General features: G+C 37.5%; 12 protein-coding genes. 11 read left to right on the top strand and 1 reads right to left on the bottom strand.

What is annotated here, in order from left to right:
* Positions 1 to 14: 14 nt before the first annotated feature.
* Positions 15 to 335, bottom strand: coding sequence for a GIY-YIG nuclease family protein (locus tag ORI89_RS05235; protein ID WP_268229386.1), 321 nt, complete (start codon positions 333 to 335; stop codon positions 15 to 17).
* Positions 336 to 447: 112 nt separating this feature from the next.
* On the opposite strand from ORI89_RS05235, the gene ORI89_RS05230 reads away from it, so the two are divergent.
* From ORI89_RS05230 to ORI89_RS05180, 11 genes are all read left to right on the top strand, one after another.
* Positions 448 to 1221, top strand: coding sequence for an XRE family transcriptional regulator (locus ORI89_RS05230; RefSeq protein WP_268229385.1), 774 nt, complete (start codon positions 448 to 450; stop codon positions 1219 to 1221).
* Between the two features lie 102 nt (positions 1222 to 1323).
* Positions 1324 to 1788, top strand: a complete 465-nt coding sequence (gene rimP, locus ORI89_RS05225) for a ribosome assembly cofactor RimP (protein WP_268229384.1) — start codon at positions 1324 to 1326, stop codon at positions 1786 to 1788.
* 2 nt (positions 1789 to 1790) lie between these two features.
* Positions 1791 to 3029 (top strand): transcription termination factor NusA, encoded by a 1239-nt coding sequence (nusA, locus tag ORI89_RS05220; protein ID WP_268229383.1) that lies wholly within the window; start codon positions 1791 to 1793, stop codon positions 3027 to 3029.
* A 106-nt stretch (positions 3030 to 3135) separates the two neighbouring features.
* Positions 3136 to 6216, top strand: a complete 3081-nt coding sequence (gene infB / locus ORI89_RS05215) for a translation initiation factor IF-2 (RefSeq protein ID WP_268229382.1) — start codon at positions 3136 to 3138, stop codon at positions 6214 to 6216.
* A 212-nt stretch (positions 6217 to 6428) separates the two neighbouring features.
* Positions 6429 to 7472 carry a ferredoxin--NADP reductase gene (locus ORI89_RS05210; protein ID WP_268229381.1) on the top strand — a complete coding sequence of 348 codons (1044 nt, stop codon included), beginning with the start codon at positions 6429 to 6431 and terminating at the stop codon, positions 7470 to 7472.
* A 7-nt stretch (positions 7473 to 7479) separates the two neighbouring features.
* Positions 7480 to 8124, top strand: coding sequence for an NAD(P)H-binding protein (locus ORI89_RS05205; protein ID WP_268229380.1), 645 nt, complete (start codon positions 7480 to 7482; stop codon positions 8122 to 8124).
* Positions 8125 to 8317: 193 nt separating this feature from the next.
* Complete coding sequence (locus ORI89_RS05200) at positions 8318 to 10531, top strand: NADP-dependent isocitrate dehydrogenase (RefSeq protein WP_268229379.1); 2214 nt, start codon at positions 8318 to 8320, stop codon at positions 10529 to 10531.
* A 168-nt stretch (positions 10532 to 10699) separates the two neighbouring features.
* A complete protein-coding gene (nagA, locus tag ORI89_RS05195; RefSeq protein WP_268229378.1) occupies positions 10700 to 11893 on the top strand; it encodes an N-acetylglucosamine-6-phosphate deacetylase in 1194 nt (397 codons plus the stop codon).
* A 4-nt stretch (positions 11894 to 11897) separates the two neighbouring features.
* The gene (locus ORI89_RS05190) at positions 11898 to 12659 is read left to right on the top strand and encodes a glucosamine-6-phosphate deaminase (RefSeq protein WP_268229377.1); all 762 of its coding nucleotides are present in this window, start codon (positions 11898 to 11900) and stop codon (positions 12657 to 12659) included.
* Positions 12660 to 12683: 24 nt separating this feature from the next.
* Complete coding sequence (locus ORI89_RS05185; protein WP_268229376.1) at positions 12684 to 13739, top strand: substrate-binding domain-containing protein; 1056 nt, start codon at positions 12684 to 12686, stop codon at positions 13737 to 13739.
* A 251-nt stretch (positions 13740 to 13990) separates the two neighbouring features.
* Positions 13991 to 14986: a Gfo/Idh/MocA family protein gene (locus ORI89_RS05180; protein ID WP_268229375.1), complete on the top strand. Its 996-nt coding sequence runs from the start codon at positions 13991 to 13993 to the stop codon at positions 14984 to 14986.
* Positions 14987 to 14991: the final 5 nt, after the last annotated feature.

Below are 14991 nucleotides of genomic sequence, written 5' to 3'. Positions count from 1 at the left end.
TGAAATAATGTTGTTTAAGCATAGATAGCATGATTATGTGCGTTTGATTTTCTTGTTTCTGTGGGTTGAAGACTCAGCCAGTTGGGGTTTTTTAGGCGGATTAGCCGTTCTTTTTGCATACGGGTGAATTGTTCCAGTTGTTGTTTGCGTTTTAAAGCAAGCTCGTAGGAGTCGAATTCTTCTAAGTAAACAATGTTGGTAAGCCTAGCGTTGGAGAATAATAAACTGCTGCTATCTTTTAATTCTTGCATGCGGAGGCTGATGTCCTGGCATTGTTCGATCTCGAGATAAGCTCTGTTGCTGTTTGTGATGATGTAAATATAGTGTTTTTGCATAATGTTTTACTTAAGTTGTACTAACAAATTTGGAATTGCCAATTGTAAATACTAATTTTATTGGCACAATGATACTAACAATATTAGTAATAAAAAATTTTATTTTATTTTTATGTCAAATATCGCATCAAACCTCAAGTTCTTAAGGAAGAAAAAGAGAATAACGCAACAGCAGTTTGCAGATCTTATGGAGATCAAGAGAGCGTCTGTAGGGGCGTATGAAGAGAATAGGGCAGAGCCTAAATATGAGCTACTAAAAAAAATAGCTGAATTTTACGGCCTAAGTATGGACGAGCTAGCGCATGACGTTATTGATGAGAATTGGAGGCCTGTACAAAAAGGTGATGCGTCGAACTTGCGGGTGTTAAGCGTTACGGTTGATAAAGATGATAGAGAAAATATTGAGCTTGTGCCGGTTAAAGCTAGTGCTGGCTATTTGAATGGATATAGTGACCCTGAATATGTGGCTGAGCTACCTAAGTTTTCATTGCCTATGTTTACACAGGGGACATACCGAGCTTTTGAAATAAAAGGAGATTCTATGTTGCCCTTGCCTTCAGGTACGGTGATCATCGGAGAGTATGTCGAGGATTGGCAAGATATTAAAGCAGGACAGACTTATGTTGTTATATCGAAAAATGATGGCGTTGTCTATAAAAGAATAGGGCAGAAGTTTAAAGAAGATAAAGGCCTGAAACTAATCTCGGATAATAAAGTGTATGAACCCTATTGGTTAGAAACGGCTGATATAATTGAAGTGTGGCGAGCAAAAGCTTTCATTAGTACGGAGTTTCCAGAGCCCGTTGCAGAACCTACGATGGAAAGTTTAACCGCAATGATGGCGCAGATGCAGAAAACGATTAACTCGGTTGTTGATAATAAATAATTTAGTGTTTGGATGTCTTAGAAAAAACAACTACCTTTGCATTATCTGATAAGGAGGGGGCAGCGTATGCCCCCTTTTTTAATTCTTTATCGAAAAGTAAGTATGCAGTTAGAAGAGAGAGTTCAACAGTTGGTGCTGGAGAAGATCGAAGGAAAAGACGATTTGTTTATTGTGCAGATAAAAATGCATAAGAACGGAGTATTATCAATTTTAGTAGATGGTGATGAAGGAATAGCTATTGAAGAGTGTGTGCAGATAAGTCGGCACGTAGGTTTTCATTTAGAAGAAGAAAATGCTATCGAGACTGCCTATCGCTTGGAAGTATCGTCGCCGGGAATTGATACGCCATTGTTATTGCACAGACAGTATGTTAAGAACATTGGGAGAGAGGTTAGAGTGCTTACGGTTGAAGGCGAGAAAAAAGAGGGGAAGCTGTTAGAGGTGGATGAACAGTCGATAAAAATAGAAGAAAAAGTAAAAGAAAAAGGAAAGAAGATCGTTTTGCAAGAAACAAGCCTTCTTTTTGATAACATAAAAGAAACAAAGGTGTTAATTTCATTTAAATAAAAATGAGCAGCAATATCAATTTGATCGACTCTTTTCAAGAGTTTAAAGATTTTAAAAATATCGATCGTCCAACTGTTATTACAGTATTGGAAGAAGTGTTTCGTAGCATGATCCGAAAGCGTTTTGGTACGGATGAGAATGTAGATGTTATTGTCAACCCAGATAATGGTGACTTAGAGATTTGGAGAACCCGTGTCGTAATGGAAGATGGGTTTTCGGAAGATGATGACTTGGAAATCGAACTATCAGAAGTACAGCAATATGATGCTGACTTAGAAGTAGGAGATGAATACATCGAGCAAATTACACTGGAAAGCTTTGGAAGACGCGCGATTTTAGCTGCACGTCAAACCTTAGTTTCTAAAATTTTGGAATTGGAGAAGGATGAAGTCTTTAAAAAATATAAAGACAGAGAAGGGGAGTTGGTAATTGGTGAGGTATACCAAATATGGAAGAAAGAGATTCTGGTTTTAGATGAAGATGGTAATGAATTGATTTTACCGAAAACAGAACAGATCCCTGCCGATTACTTTAAAAAAGGTGATAGCATAAGAGCGGTTGTGTATAAGGTAGATATGATGAATAATAATCCTAAGATTATTATATCACGTACGGCTCCGGAATTTTTGCAGCGTCTTTTTGAATTGGAAGTGCCAGAGATATTTGATGGCTTAATTACCATAAAGAAAATTGTAAGAGAACCAGGAGAGCGTGCTAAAGTAGCAGTTGAATCTTACGATGATCGTATCGACCCAGTAGGTGCTTGTGTGGGTATGAAAGGGTCGAGGATACACGGTATTGTGCGTGAGCTACGTAATGAGAATATTGATGTTATTAACTTTACATTAAATAACTCGCTGTATATTACACGTGCCCTAAGCCCGGCTCGTATTTCATCCATTAAGATTAATGAGGAAAATAGCACTGCAGCAGTTTATTTGAAACCCGATCAGGTGTCATTGGCAATTGGACGTGGTGGACATAATATCAAACTTGCAGGAAAATTGACAGGCTATGAAATTGATGTCTATAGAGAAAATGATGAGGTGGAAGAGGATGTGGATATCGAGGAATTTGCAGATGAGATTGAAAGCTGGATCATAGATGAGCTTAAACGTGTAGGCTTAGACTCGGCAAAATCTGTTCTGGCACTGACTGAAGAAGAGTTGGTAAGAAGAACTGATTTAGAAGAAGATACTATACAAGAGCTGGTGCGTATATTACAAGCTGAGTTTGAATAGCGTTTTGGGCGGGATCAAGGGAGAAAAAACAATTGATGTTAAATTGTTTTTTCAATGTAAAAAAACATATTTTTGTAGGACTTAATATTAGAAGGTAAATAAATAGATGACAGAAGGAAAAAGCGTAAACTTGCTAAAGGCAGCAAAAGAACTTAATATTGGGATAGGTACAGCTGTTGATTTCTTGGAGAAAAAGGGGTTTGATGTAGATTCAAAGCCTAGCACCAAGTTATCGCCAGATATGTATGCCGTTCTTTTAAAAGAATTTCAAGGGGACAAGATCGTTAAAGATGAAGCGAAACAAATTGTAATCGGAAAAATTCGTCGAGAAGAGTCAGCTGCTGGAACAGGTGGAGCATATCCTACTGAATCTAAAGAAGACGCTCAACAAGATATTAAGGAGATAAGCGAAGAAGCTAAAGCGCCAGTAGAAGAGAAACCTGTTAAGGTGAAGGAAGAAGAGAGTGAAAAGGTGAAGGAGGAAACTAAGAAGGAAGATTTTGGTGCCCTAAAAGTTGTCGGAAAGATCGATTTAGACAATCTAGGAAAAAATAGAACTAAAAAAGAGGAGCCAAAGCCTGAAGAGAAAAAGGTAGAAGAGAAAAAGATTAAAGAGGAAAAAGCTCCAGAAAAACAAGCGGTTGTAGAAACCCCGAAGCCTACGGAAGAAAAAAAGATTGAGGAAGTTAAACCTCAAGAAGAAGTAAAACCTGTGGTGGTGGAACCTAAAAAAGAAGCTCCTAAGGTGGCCGTAGAGGTAAGAGAAGAAAAAGTAGATGTACAGCCAACGAAGCAAGAGAAGAAAGAAGAAGTTAAAATAGAGCCTAAGGCTGACATGAAAAAAGAATCAACAGAAGTTAAACAAGCTGTTAAAGAACAAAAGGAAACTCCAGTAGCTGAATCTCAACAAGATGAAGTGATAAGAGCGAGATCCGAAACTTTAGCAGGACCGAAAGTTGTAGGTAGAATCCAACTACCAGTAGAACGAACCAATAAACCAGTTGCTTCCTCTTCAAATGCTTCACAGCATGATAATAAGAGAAAGAGAAAACGGACAAACAAGCCAGCACCACATACTGGAACAGGAGCAACTCCTGCAGCAGGTGGGCAGCAGCGTGGTCCTGGAGGTGTTAATCGTGGACCTGCAGGCGATAATAGAGGTGGTGCTAACCGTGGACCAAATAGACCAGGAGGACCACAGGATCGTTTTGGAAAAGGAAGACCGGATAATAGAGGAAGAGGCCGCCAAGCGGATGCTCCGAAAGAAGAACCTACAGAAAAGGAAATCCAAGATCAAATCAAAGCAACACTTGCACGTTTAAGTGGAGCGGGTAGGTCTGGTAAGTTTGCGCAGCGTGCCAGGTTGCGTCGTCAGAAAAGAGATGACGTTGCTTTATCGGCAGAGGAAGCTGCAATGGAAGAAGCTGCACAATCTCGTATTTTGCGCGTTACAGAGTTTGTAACAGCAAACGAGTTGGCAAACTTGATGGATGTGCAAGTAACACAGGTTATTTCAACTTGTATGAGCCTTGGCATGTTTGTTTCCATTAACCAACGCTTAGATGCAGAAACACTTACGATTGTTGCTGACGAGTTTGGTTACCAGGTTGAGTTTATTAAGCCTGAAGACGAAGAAATAACAGAACTGGAAGAACCAGATAACGTTGATAATTTGATTAACCGTGCGCCTATAGTAACTGTAATGGGACACGTTGACCACGGTAAAACATCTTTACTAGATTACATCCGTAAAGCTAAGGTAACAAAAGGTGAAGCCGGAGGTATTACACAGCATATCGGGGCTTACGCCGTAGAATTGGAAGATAACAAGCGTATAACGTTTTTAGATACTCCAGGACACGAAGCCTTTACAGCGATGCGTGCACGTGGTGCAAAAGTGACCGATATTGTTATTATCGTAATTGCTGCAGATGATGCAGTGATGCCGCAAACAAAAGAGGCTATTAACCATGCGCAAGCTGCAGGTGTACCTATTATTTTTGCATTCACGAAAATGGATAAACCTAGTGCAAATGCAGACAGAGTTAGGGAGCAGTTATCGGCAATGAATATCTTAGTTGAAGATTGGGGCGGTAAATACCAAGCGCAAGAAATATCATCTAAAACAGGTGAGAACATTAACTTGCTTTTAGAAAAAGTACTTTTAGAAGCAGAATTATTAGAACTGAAGACAGATCCTAAGAAACGTGCAGTAGGTTCGGTAATTGAGGCTGCTTTAGATAAAGGACGTGGTATTGTAACAACGGTGCTTGTTCAAGGTGGTACATTACGTATTGGTGATGCAATATTAGCTGGATCACACTCGGGTAAAGTAAAAGCATTGACAAATGAACGAGGAGAACGAGTGAAAGAGGTTGGCCCTTCGACACCTGTTCAGATTTTAGGTATGTCAGGTGCGCCAACAGCTGGTGATAAGCTTTATGTAATGGAAAGCGAATCGGAAGCACGTAGCGTAGCTAATAAACGTTTACAATTGCAACGTGAGCAAGGTATGCGTGCAACTAAGCATATTACACTAGATGAAATCGGACGTCGTTTAGCAATAGGTAACTTTAAAGAACTTAATGTTATTGTTAAAGGGGATGTGGATGGTTCTATTGAAGCGTTGTCAGATTCATTGCTTAAGTTATCTACAGATGAGATACAGGTTAACGTTATTCATAAGTCAGTAGGTGCGATTTCTGAATCGGATGTTTTATTAGCGTCAGCATCAGATGCGATTATTATCGGTTTCCAGGTAAGACCTACATTAAATGCGCGTAAGCTTGCTGAGCAGGAAATGATTGATATACGTTTGTACTCGATTATTTATGACGCAATTGAAGAGTTGAAATCTGCAATGGAAGGTATGTTGGCTCCGAAATACGAAGAGAAGATCGTGGCGGAAGTTGAAATACGCGAGACCTTTAAAATCTCTAAAGTTGGTACAATTGCAGGATGTATGGTGTTGAGTGGTAAGATTAATCGTAATAATGATATCCGGATCATTCGTGAAGGAGTCGTTATTCACACAGGTAAGTTAGCTTCTCTAAAACGATTTAAAGATGATGTTAAGGAAGTAAGCAACGGCTATGAGTGTGGATTGAATATTGATCGCTTTAATGATATACAAGTGGGCGATATAGTGGAGGCATACGAGCAAGTTGAAATTAAGCGTAAACTCTAATAGAAAAAGTGGAGTTTGCACAAGATATAAATTGAATATGTAATCCTGGTAGCTTATAGTTACCGGGATTTTTTCTGACAACAGGTTTAGGTTTATTAGTAGAAAGATGTATTTTAGACTGTTTTTGGAGGTAGGTGTAAAGAGTAACCATAGTAAGAAGTGTTGTATTGATCTACTGAAAGGATCCTGTAACAGTAAATATTATTTAAAGAATGTATAAGTTCGAAATAGCAAATATCATTTATCAAGCGAATGAAAATATTACAATTGAGTTTAAAGATTTAAGTGGAAATTATCCGAAACCGAAACCAGGACAATTTTTGACATTGTGCTTTGATTTTAATGGTAGGGAGGTGAGAAGATCTTACTCATTTAGTAGTTCGCCAGATGCCGAAGAACCATTGGCAGTAACAGTAAAAAGAGTCGATAATGGAGAGATTTCCCGTTTATTACATCACCGGATAGCGGTGGGAGATGTAATAGATGTATTAGAACCACAAGGCTTGTTTTTTTACGAACCCGAAGAAGATATAGAAAGAACTGTGTTTTTATTTGGCGCAGGGGTTGGTATAACACCGTTGTTCGCTATTTTGAAGTCCGCGCTATTAGTAGAAAAGAAAACTAAGGTGGTTTTGTTGTATAGTAATGGCGGTGTAAAACGGACTGTTTTTTATGAAGAACTTAAAGAATGGGAGGAGAAATACCCAGATCGCTTGAAGATCGTGTGGATATTTTCTGACGCTAAAAATTTATTAAGAGCACGTCTTAATAGAGACTTTTTAATAGATGTTGTGAATGAAAACTTACCGAAAGAAGGTAAGGCTGAATTTTATATGTGTGGGCCTGTCTTCTACATGGATTTGGTGCGTTTCACCTTGTTAGGAATGGGATTCCCAGAGAAAGACGTTCATAAAGAAACATTTCATTTCCCTGAAGAAGAAGAGGATGATGACGAAAGGGAAGAGGAACCGGTGGATATGACTTCTTATGATATTAAACTGGTATTTCAAGGTGAGACGTATGAATTGACAATACCGTATAATAAAACAGTGCTAGATGTGGGCCTGGAACACAAAATAAAATTACCGTACTCCTGTAAGTCGGGAATGTGTAGTACATGTATGTCGCAATGTGTTTCAGGCGAGGTGAAAATGGATTATAACGAAGTGCTTACAGATAGGGAAGTGGATAATGGCCGATGTTTGATTTGCGTATCGCACCCTATAGTAGACAACACAATTATTGAAGTACTATAATTGATATATGAAAGCGATTGTATTAGGCGCAACTGGAGCTACAGGGAGAGAATTGGTTGACTTATTGTTGAGGGATGAGCGGTTTGAGAAAATCATTGTGCTAACCCGGCGAGAATATTTTGAACCCCATGAGAGGCTTCAGGAGGTAATCATTGACTTCGACAAGATGGAAGATTATGCGCCGTATATGCAAGGAGATATAGCTTTCTCTTGTTTGGGAACTACGCGGAAAATAGCGGGTAGTAAAGACGCGCAATGGAAGGTGGATCATGATTATCAATTATTATTTGCAAAACTATGCTATGCTAATCATGTGGAAAGATTTGTGCTACTATCGGCTGTAGGGGTTCAAGAAAAATCAGTTTTCTTTTACAACAAAATGAAGGGAACGCTGGAAAGCAATATTAAAAAGATAGATTTTCCTTATTTAACGATAGTACAGCCCAGTGTAATAAGAAGACCGGAAAGTGAACGATTTTTGGAACTTATGATGGAGCAAACGCTGTTGTTATTTAATAAATTTGGAGTTTTAAAAGGTTATAGACCCATTACTACGAGGGATTTAGCCAGTAGTATGATTTTTTTTGGCTTGACAGCTACCGAACACTTAAATATTGTTACTGTGAAGATGATTGTTGATCGCTTTGAGTAGAGTAATAAAAAATGCATTGTGCAAGATAAGTGTAAAGACACAAGCTATTATGGCATTTTACATTGAATTTTGCTATCTTTAGGCTAATTTTTGAAGAGTTTGTGTGTGGGATGATCAAGAGAAAAAATCTCATTAACCTAAGCACATCTAGTTAAATACACAAGTTCATAATTTTGACTTTTTAATTTATAACATGTCATCTAAAATCATTTACACTAAAACAGACGAAGCACCTCTGTTGGCAACGTATTCGTTCTTACCAATAGTACGTGCATTTGCAAAGACTGCAAACATTGAAGTTGAATTGAAAGATATTTCGTTAGCTGGCCGTATTCTAGCTAATTTTTCTAACTACTTAACAGCAGAACAGAAAACTGCTGATGCATTAACTGAGTTAGGTGAATTGGCAAAGAAACCAGAAGCTAATATTATTAAGTTACCAAATATTTCTGCATCTATTCCTCAATTGAAAGGTGCAATTGCAGAATTGCAAAAGGCAGGATATGCAATACCTAATTATCCTGATAATCCAGCAACAAAAGAAGAGGAAGATATACGTGCAAATTATGCGAAGGTATTAGGATCAGCAGTGAACCCTGTACTAAGAGAGGGAAATTCAGATCGTAGAGCGCCTAAAGCTGTTAAAAATTATGCTAAAACAAACCCACATAGCATGGGAGCGTGGGCATCTGATAGCCAAACGAAGGTTGTGTCTATGCAGGAAGGTGATTTTTATGCAACAGAGAAGTCGGTTACGGTAGAAGAGGAAGGACAGTTTAAGATAGAGTTTGTAGATGCTAGTGGCAATGTAAAAGAATTGAAAAGCTTTGCTCCTCTAAAAGCTGGGGAAGTAATCGATTCGTCGGTGATGAATATAGCTAAGTTAAAGGACTTTGTTCAGACGGCTATTTCTGAGGCGAAACAAGCTAATGTTTTATTATCGGCGCATTTAAAGGCAACGATGATGAAAGTTTCAGATCCGATTATTTTTGGAGCTATTGTTGAAGTTTATTTTAAAGACGTTTTTGCTAAATACGGATCCTTGTTTTTATCCCTTGGGATTAATAAGAACAACGGATTAGGAGAGATTGACTCAAAAATAAAAGGACATAGTCAAGAAGCTGAAATAAGAGCAGCTATTGATGAGGCGATAGCTAATGGCCCGGATTTGGCGATGGTGAACTCTGATAAAGGTATTACGAACTTGCACGTGCCTTCGGATGTAATCGTTGATGCTTCGATGCCTGCTATGATTCGTACGTCAGGACAGATGTGGAATAAAGAAGGTAAGCAGCAAGATACATTTGCTATAATTCCAGACCGCTCATATGCTGGTGTGTATGCAGCAGTTATTGACGATTGTAAGGCAAATGGTGCTTATGATCCTAAAACAATGGGCTCGGTGCCAAACGTTGGCTTAATGGCACAGAAAGCCGAAGAATATGGTTCGCACGATAAGACTTTCCAGGCAACAGCTAAAGGAGTGATAAGAGTGGTTGATGGTAAAGGTAATACCCTAATGGATCAGGAAGTGGAAGAAGGAGATATTTTCCGTATGTGCCAAACGAAGGATGCCCCTATACAAGATTGGGTTAAATTAGCCGTGAATAGAGCGCGTTTGTCGAATACACCTGCTGTTTTTTGGTTGGATGAGAATAGAGCGCATGATATAGAGGTGATTAAGAAAGTAAATAAATACTTGCCAAATTACGATACTGCAGGTTTAGATATTCGTATTCTATCACCTGTAGAAGCAACAAAGTTTTCGGTAGAACGTATACGTAAAGGTGAAGACACGATTTCTGTAACAGGTAATGTTTTAAGAGATTATTTGACAGATTTATTCCCAATCTTAGAGTTAGGTACTTCTGCAAAGATGTTATCGATTGTGCCGTTGATGAATGGTGGAGGATTGTTTGAAACAGGAGCAGGCGGATCAGCGCCAAAGCATGTTCAGCAGTTTGAAGAGGAAGGATATTTACGTTGGGACTCTCTAGGTGAGTTTTTAGCTTTAGGAGCTTCTTTCGAACATTTATCACAAACACAAGGGAATGCTAAGGCGCAAGTTCTTGCTAATGCTTTGGATATTGCAACTGAAAAATTCTTAGCAAATGATAAGTCTCCAGCAAGACGTGTAGGACAGATTGATAATAGAGGCTCACATTTTTATTTAGCTCAATATTGGGCAGAGGCTTTGGCCAATCAAGATGCTGACGCTGAATTAGCCAACCGCTTTAAAAGTGTAGCAACTTCTTTAGTTGAAAATGAAGCAACAATAAACAAAGAGTTAATTGATGCTCAAGGTAAAGCACAAGAGTTGGGAGGATATTATTTCCCTAATGATGCCTTGGCTGAAAAAGCAATGAGACCTTCGGGTACTTTGAATACAGTGATTGATTCTATTTAAGTTGTAGTTACTTAATAATCAGTCTTTAGAATGTGAAAAGCTGCGGAGGATTTGCCTTCGCAGCTTTTTTATTTTTCAATCCGTTTTTTATTTTATTGTTATTAATTAATAAAATCTTTTATATAATCTAAATTTTTGATAACTTCGTGTACGTACACAATTAGAACCATGAGCAAATATTTTATTAGTAACGTAAATATAATTTTAGCAGATAGTATACAGTTTGGCGCTGTTTCTGTGGATTCAGGTAAGATCGTCGGTGTTTATTTAACAAATGATGAACTGCCTGTTATAGAAGATGATACAAGGCATATAGACGGGATGGGAAAATATCTTTCTCCAGGCTTTATCGATATACATATACATGGTGGAGGAGGATCGGATTTTATGGATGGGACTGTAGAAGCTTTTTTAAATATCGCGGAGACTCACGCTAAATTTGGAACGACTGCTTTGCTGCCGACAACCTTAACCACTACCCAGGAGCAGTTGGAGTTGACATTAAGTTGTTATGAAAAGGCAAGTGCTAAAAACTTGAAGGGTGCTACATTTTTAGGTATGCACTTAGAAGGACCTTATTTTAGTGTTGCTCAGAAAGGAGCACAAGATGAACGTTATATACGTGATCCGAAACGAGAGGAGTATACTGACATTGTAAGACGTTTTCCTTTTGTAAAGAGATGGAGTATTGCCCCTGAGTTACCAGGAGCTTTAGAAATGGGGGAATTTCTGATTGAAAATAAGGTGTTACCTGCTATTGCTCATACAGACGCTGTATTTGAAGAGGTAGAACGCGCACATCAGGTCGGGTTTTCACTGATGACACACTTTTATTCGGCAATGTCATCAGTCAAACGTATTAACGGACATCGTGTAGCCGGAACTGTAGAGGCAGGTTATCTCATTGATGATTTTGATGTGGAAATAATAGCAGATGGCGTGCACCTGCCAAAGCCATTTCTAGAGTTTGTCTGTAAATTTAAAAAGCATGATAAAATTATCTTGATTACCGATGCGATGCGGGCAGCAGGTACATCAGTTAAAGAAAGTGTTTTAGGTCCAATTGATGAAGGAACGCGCGTATTAATTGAAGATGGGGTCGCAAAACTAGAGGACAGAAGCGCATTTGCTGGGAGTGTAGCAACAGCCGATCGATTGGTAAGGGTAATGATGAATAATGTGGATATTCCTCTGTATGATATTATTAATATGATAAGTTTTAACCCGGCACGTGTTTTAGGTAAAGAAAAAGTGAAAGGACGAATTGAAGTGGGGTATGATGCAGATTTAGTGATATTTGATGAAAATATTGAGGTGGCTTGTACGATAATAGAAGGAAGAATTGTATATGATAAATTATAAGGTAATGAATCTAAAAATTGATGAATTGGATGTTAAAGTTCTGGATAACAGAAAGCTGATGGGCGAGAAGGCTGGCAAAGATGTTATTGACAGAATACATGATTTATTAAATAAGCAAAATGAAGTATCTATTATTTTTGCAGCAGCTCCTTCACAGAAGGAACTGTATGAGGCTTTGATAAATTCGGATGTCGATTGGTCCAGAGTAAATGCTTTTCATATGGATGAGTATGTAGGGCTTAGTGTGGATAGCCCACAAAGTTTTAGACGTTATTTAAAAGATAATTTTTTTGATAAACTGTCTTTTAATTCTATTCATTTAATTGAGGGAGATAGTATAGAAGTAGAAAAAGAGTGTAGACGTTATGAAAACTTATTGAATAAGTTTAACCCTGATATCGTTTGTCTTGGGATTGGCGAAAACTGTCATATAGCTTTTAATGATCCTCCGGTGGCAGACTTTAATGATACTGTTTTAGTGAAACAGGTTCTTTTAGATGAAGCATGTAGAAATCAGCAGGTGAACGATGGCTGTTTCCCAACTTTTAATGAGGTGCCTAAAGAAGCTTTAACACTTACTATACCTGCAATTTTTAGAGCAAAGTACTTATATTGTGTCGTTCCTGGACCAACTAAATCGCAGGCTATATTCAATACTTTGAAAGCTGATATTTCAGAGAAGTTTCCGTCTACAATTTTGAGAAAGCATACGAATGCAGTACTGTATCTGGACCGGGATAGTGCGAGTTTAATTTCAAAGTCTTAAATTGGCTTTTTAATCTAAAGATGTATGATAAAAGAGGATTCTAATTTAATAGGTGTAAAAGAGATTGCAAGAAGAGCAAATGTTTCTATTGCTACCGTAGATAGAGTTTTGCATAAAAGAGGGGGGGTGGCAGCTAAAACGAAGCAAAGAATCGAAGAGATTATTAAAGAAATGGATTATAAGCCTAATATGTTGGCTAAAAGACTTGCTTCAAAAAAGATATATAGATTTGCTGTTTTAATACCTGAAGAATCAAAAGAAACAGAATACTGGAAACTACCTTTAGATGGTATAAAATTAGCATTAGAAGAAGAGGGGATATTTGGTGTTGAAGTGACTTATTATTTGTTTGATTTAGATGATAGAAATTCCTTTACTGAACAAGGAAAAAAAATTCTTGCTACGCCGATTGATGCTGTCATTATAGCACCCTCATTTATAACGGAGGCAATGGAGTTTTCAAAAACCTGTATGGAGAAAAAAATAAAATTTGTTTTTATTAACTCCGATATACCTTTAATTACTCCCTTAAGTTATATAGGACCTGACTTATACCAATCGGGTAGAATGGCGGGAAATATTGCACATTATCTGATTAAGGATAAAGGTGTTTTAGTTCTGAATATTTCCAAAGAACTGGATGCAACGTATCACTTAGTAAAGAAAACAGAAGGATTTGAAAGTTATTTGAGGGAAAAAGATTCCATTACTCAGATCCATAAACTGACACTGAACCAGACAGATTATGAATCAGTAAGTTTAGAATTGGAGAAGTTTTTACAGTATAATGAGGTGGACTTAATTTTTGTGACTAACTCTAGAGTATTTGTCGTTGCAGAATATATTAAAGAGAAAGGATTGCCAATAAAATTGATAGGTTATGACTATTTAGAAAGTAACTTGAAATTTTTAGAAGATGGAGAAATTGATTTTTTAATAAGTCAGCAGCCTGTGAAACAGGGATATATAGCAATGCAAACTTTGTATAATTATTTTATCACGTCGGAAGATGTAATGAAGATACAGCATATGCCTATTGATGTATTGACGAAAGAAAATTATAAATATTATAAATTATAAAAAGAAATTATTATATTCGTGTACGTACACAGTGTTGGTGTTTGAGAAGTCAATCTGGTGTATTCTTTTAAATAGTTAGGCATAATAGCTATATAGAGAGTTATGATTATAAACCAAAAGTAATAACGTTCTGTTTTTTATAGTGCTTATTGATAGTAGTGTATGTTTCGTATGAGTTTTAAATTGCATAGGAGTGTACGTACACTATTTATTAATAAGAATGAATAGTAAAAAGTTTAAATCATATAATTATGAAAAATATAAATCGAAAAGAGTTTTTAGGCTTAGGAGCCGTGAGTTTATTGTCGTTATGGCAATCGACTGATTTATTAGCAAAATCTATGAGAACGGGAGAGGGGAAGCGAATTGGTATAATTGGTTTAGACACATCACACTCTATAGCTTTTGCCAAATCTATTAATGGTGATAGTAGCTTATATAGAAATTATAAGATTGTTGCTGCCTATCCATATGGAACGAAAACTATTCCTTCAGCTACCGAACGTATTCCAAAATATATTGAAGAAATTAAACAATATGGTGTGAAAATAGTGGGTTCTATTGACGAGCTGTTAAGGGAAGTTGATGTCGTGTTGTTGGAAACAAATGATGGAAGGTTACATTTAGAACAAGCTGAGAAAGTTTTCAAAGCTGGAAAACCGTTGTTTATTGACAAGCCTTTAGCAGCTTCTTATAATGATGCTAAAAAGATATTTGATTTGTCTAAAAAACATAAAGTGCCTTTTTTCTCTTCCTCTTCTTTGAGGTATATTACGGGTTTGGAGGATATATTAGCAGGTAAATATGGAAAGGTTTTGGGCGCTGACGTTTATACGCCTGCAACAATTGATCCTTCGCATCCGGATTTCTTCTGGTATGGAATACATGGTGTAGAGATGCTTTTTGCAGCAATGGGGGGCGGCTGTAAATCGGTAGCGCGTACGTTCACAGTAGATGGTGATAGTATTGTGGGCTTGTGGGAAAATGGTCGCATAGGTACTGTTCGGGGAATAAGAAAAGGAAAAACCGAGTTTGGCGGTACAGTTTTTTGTGAAAAAGCAGTGGTGAAATTGGGAGAGTTTAAAGGCTATGACCCACTTCTACATAAAATTGTAGAGTTCTTTGATACTAAAGTTTTGCCATTTGACCCCATAGAGAGTTTGGAGATTTGTGCATTTATAGATGCTGCAGATATAAGTAAAGTCCAGAATGGGGAAATTGTTAAATTAGAATCAGTTATAAAATAAACTTA

The organism is Sphingobacterium sp. UT-1RO-CII-1 (assembly GCF_026711005.1).
Lineage (GTDB): Bacteria > Bacteroidota > Bacteroidia > Sphingobacteriales > Sphingobacteriaceae > Sphingobacterium.
The sequence above is the reverse complement of the archived record's forward strand: the minus strand, read 5'-3'. Positions and strand labels throughout refer to the sequence as shown.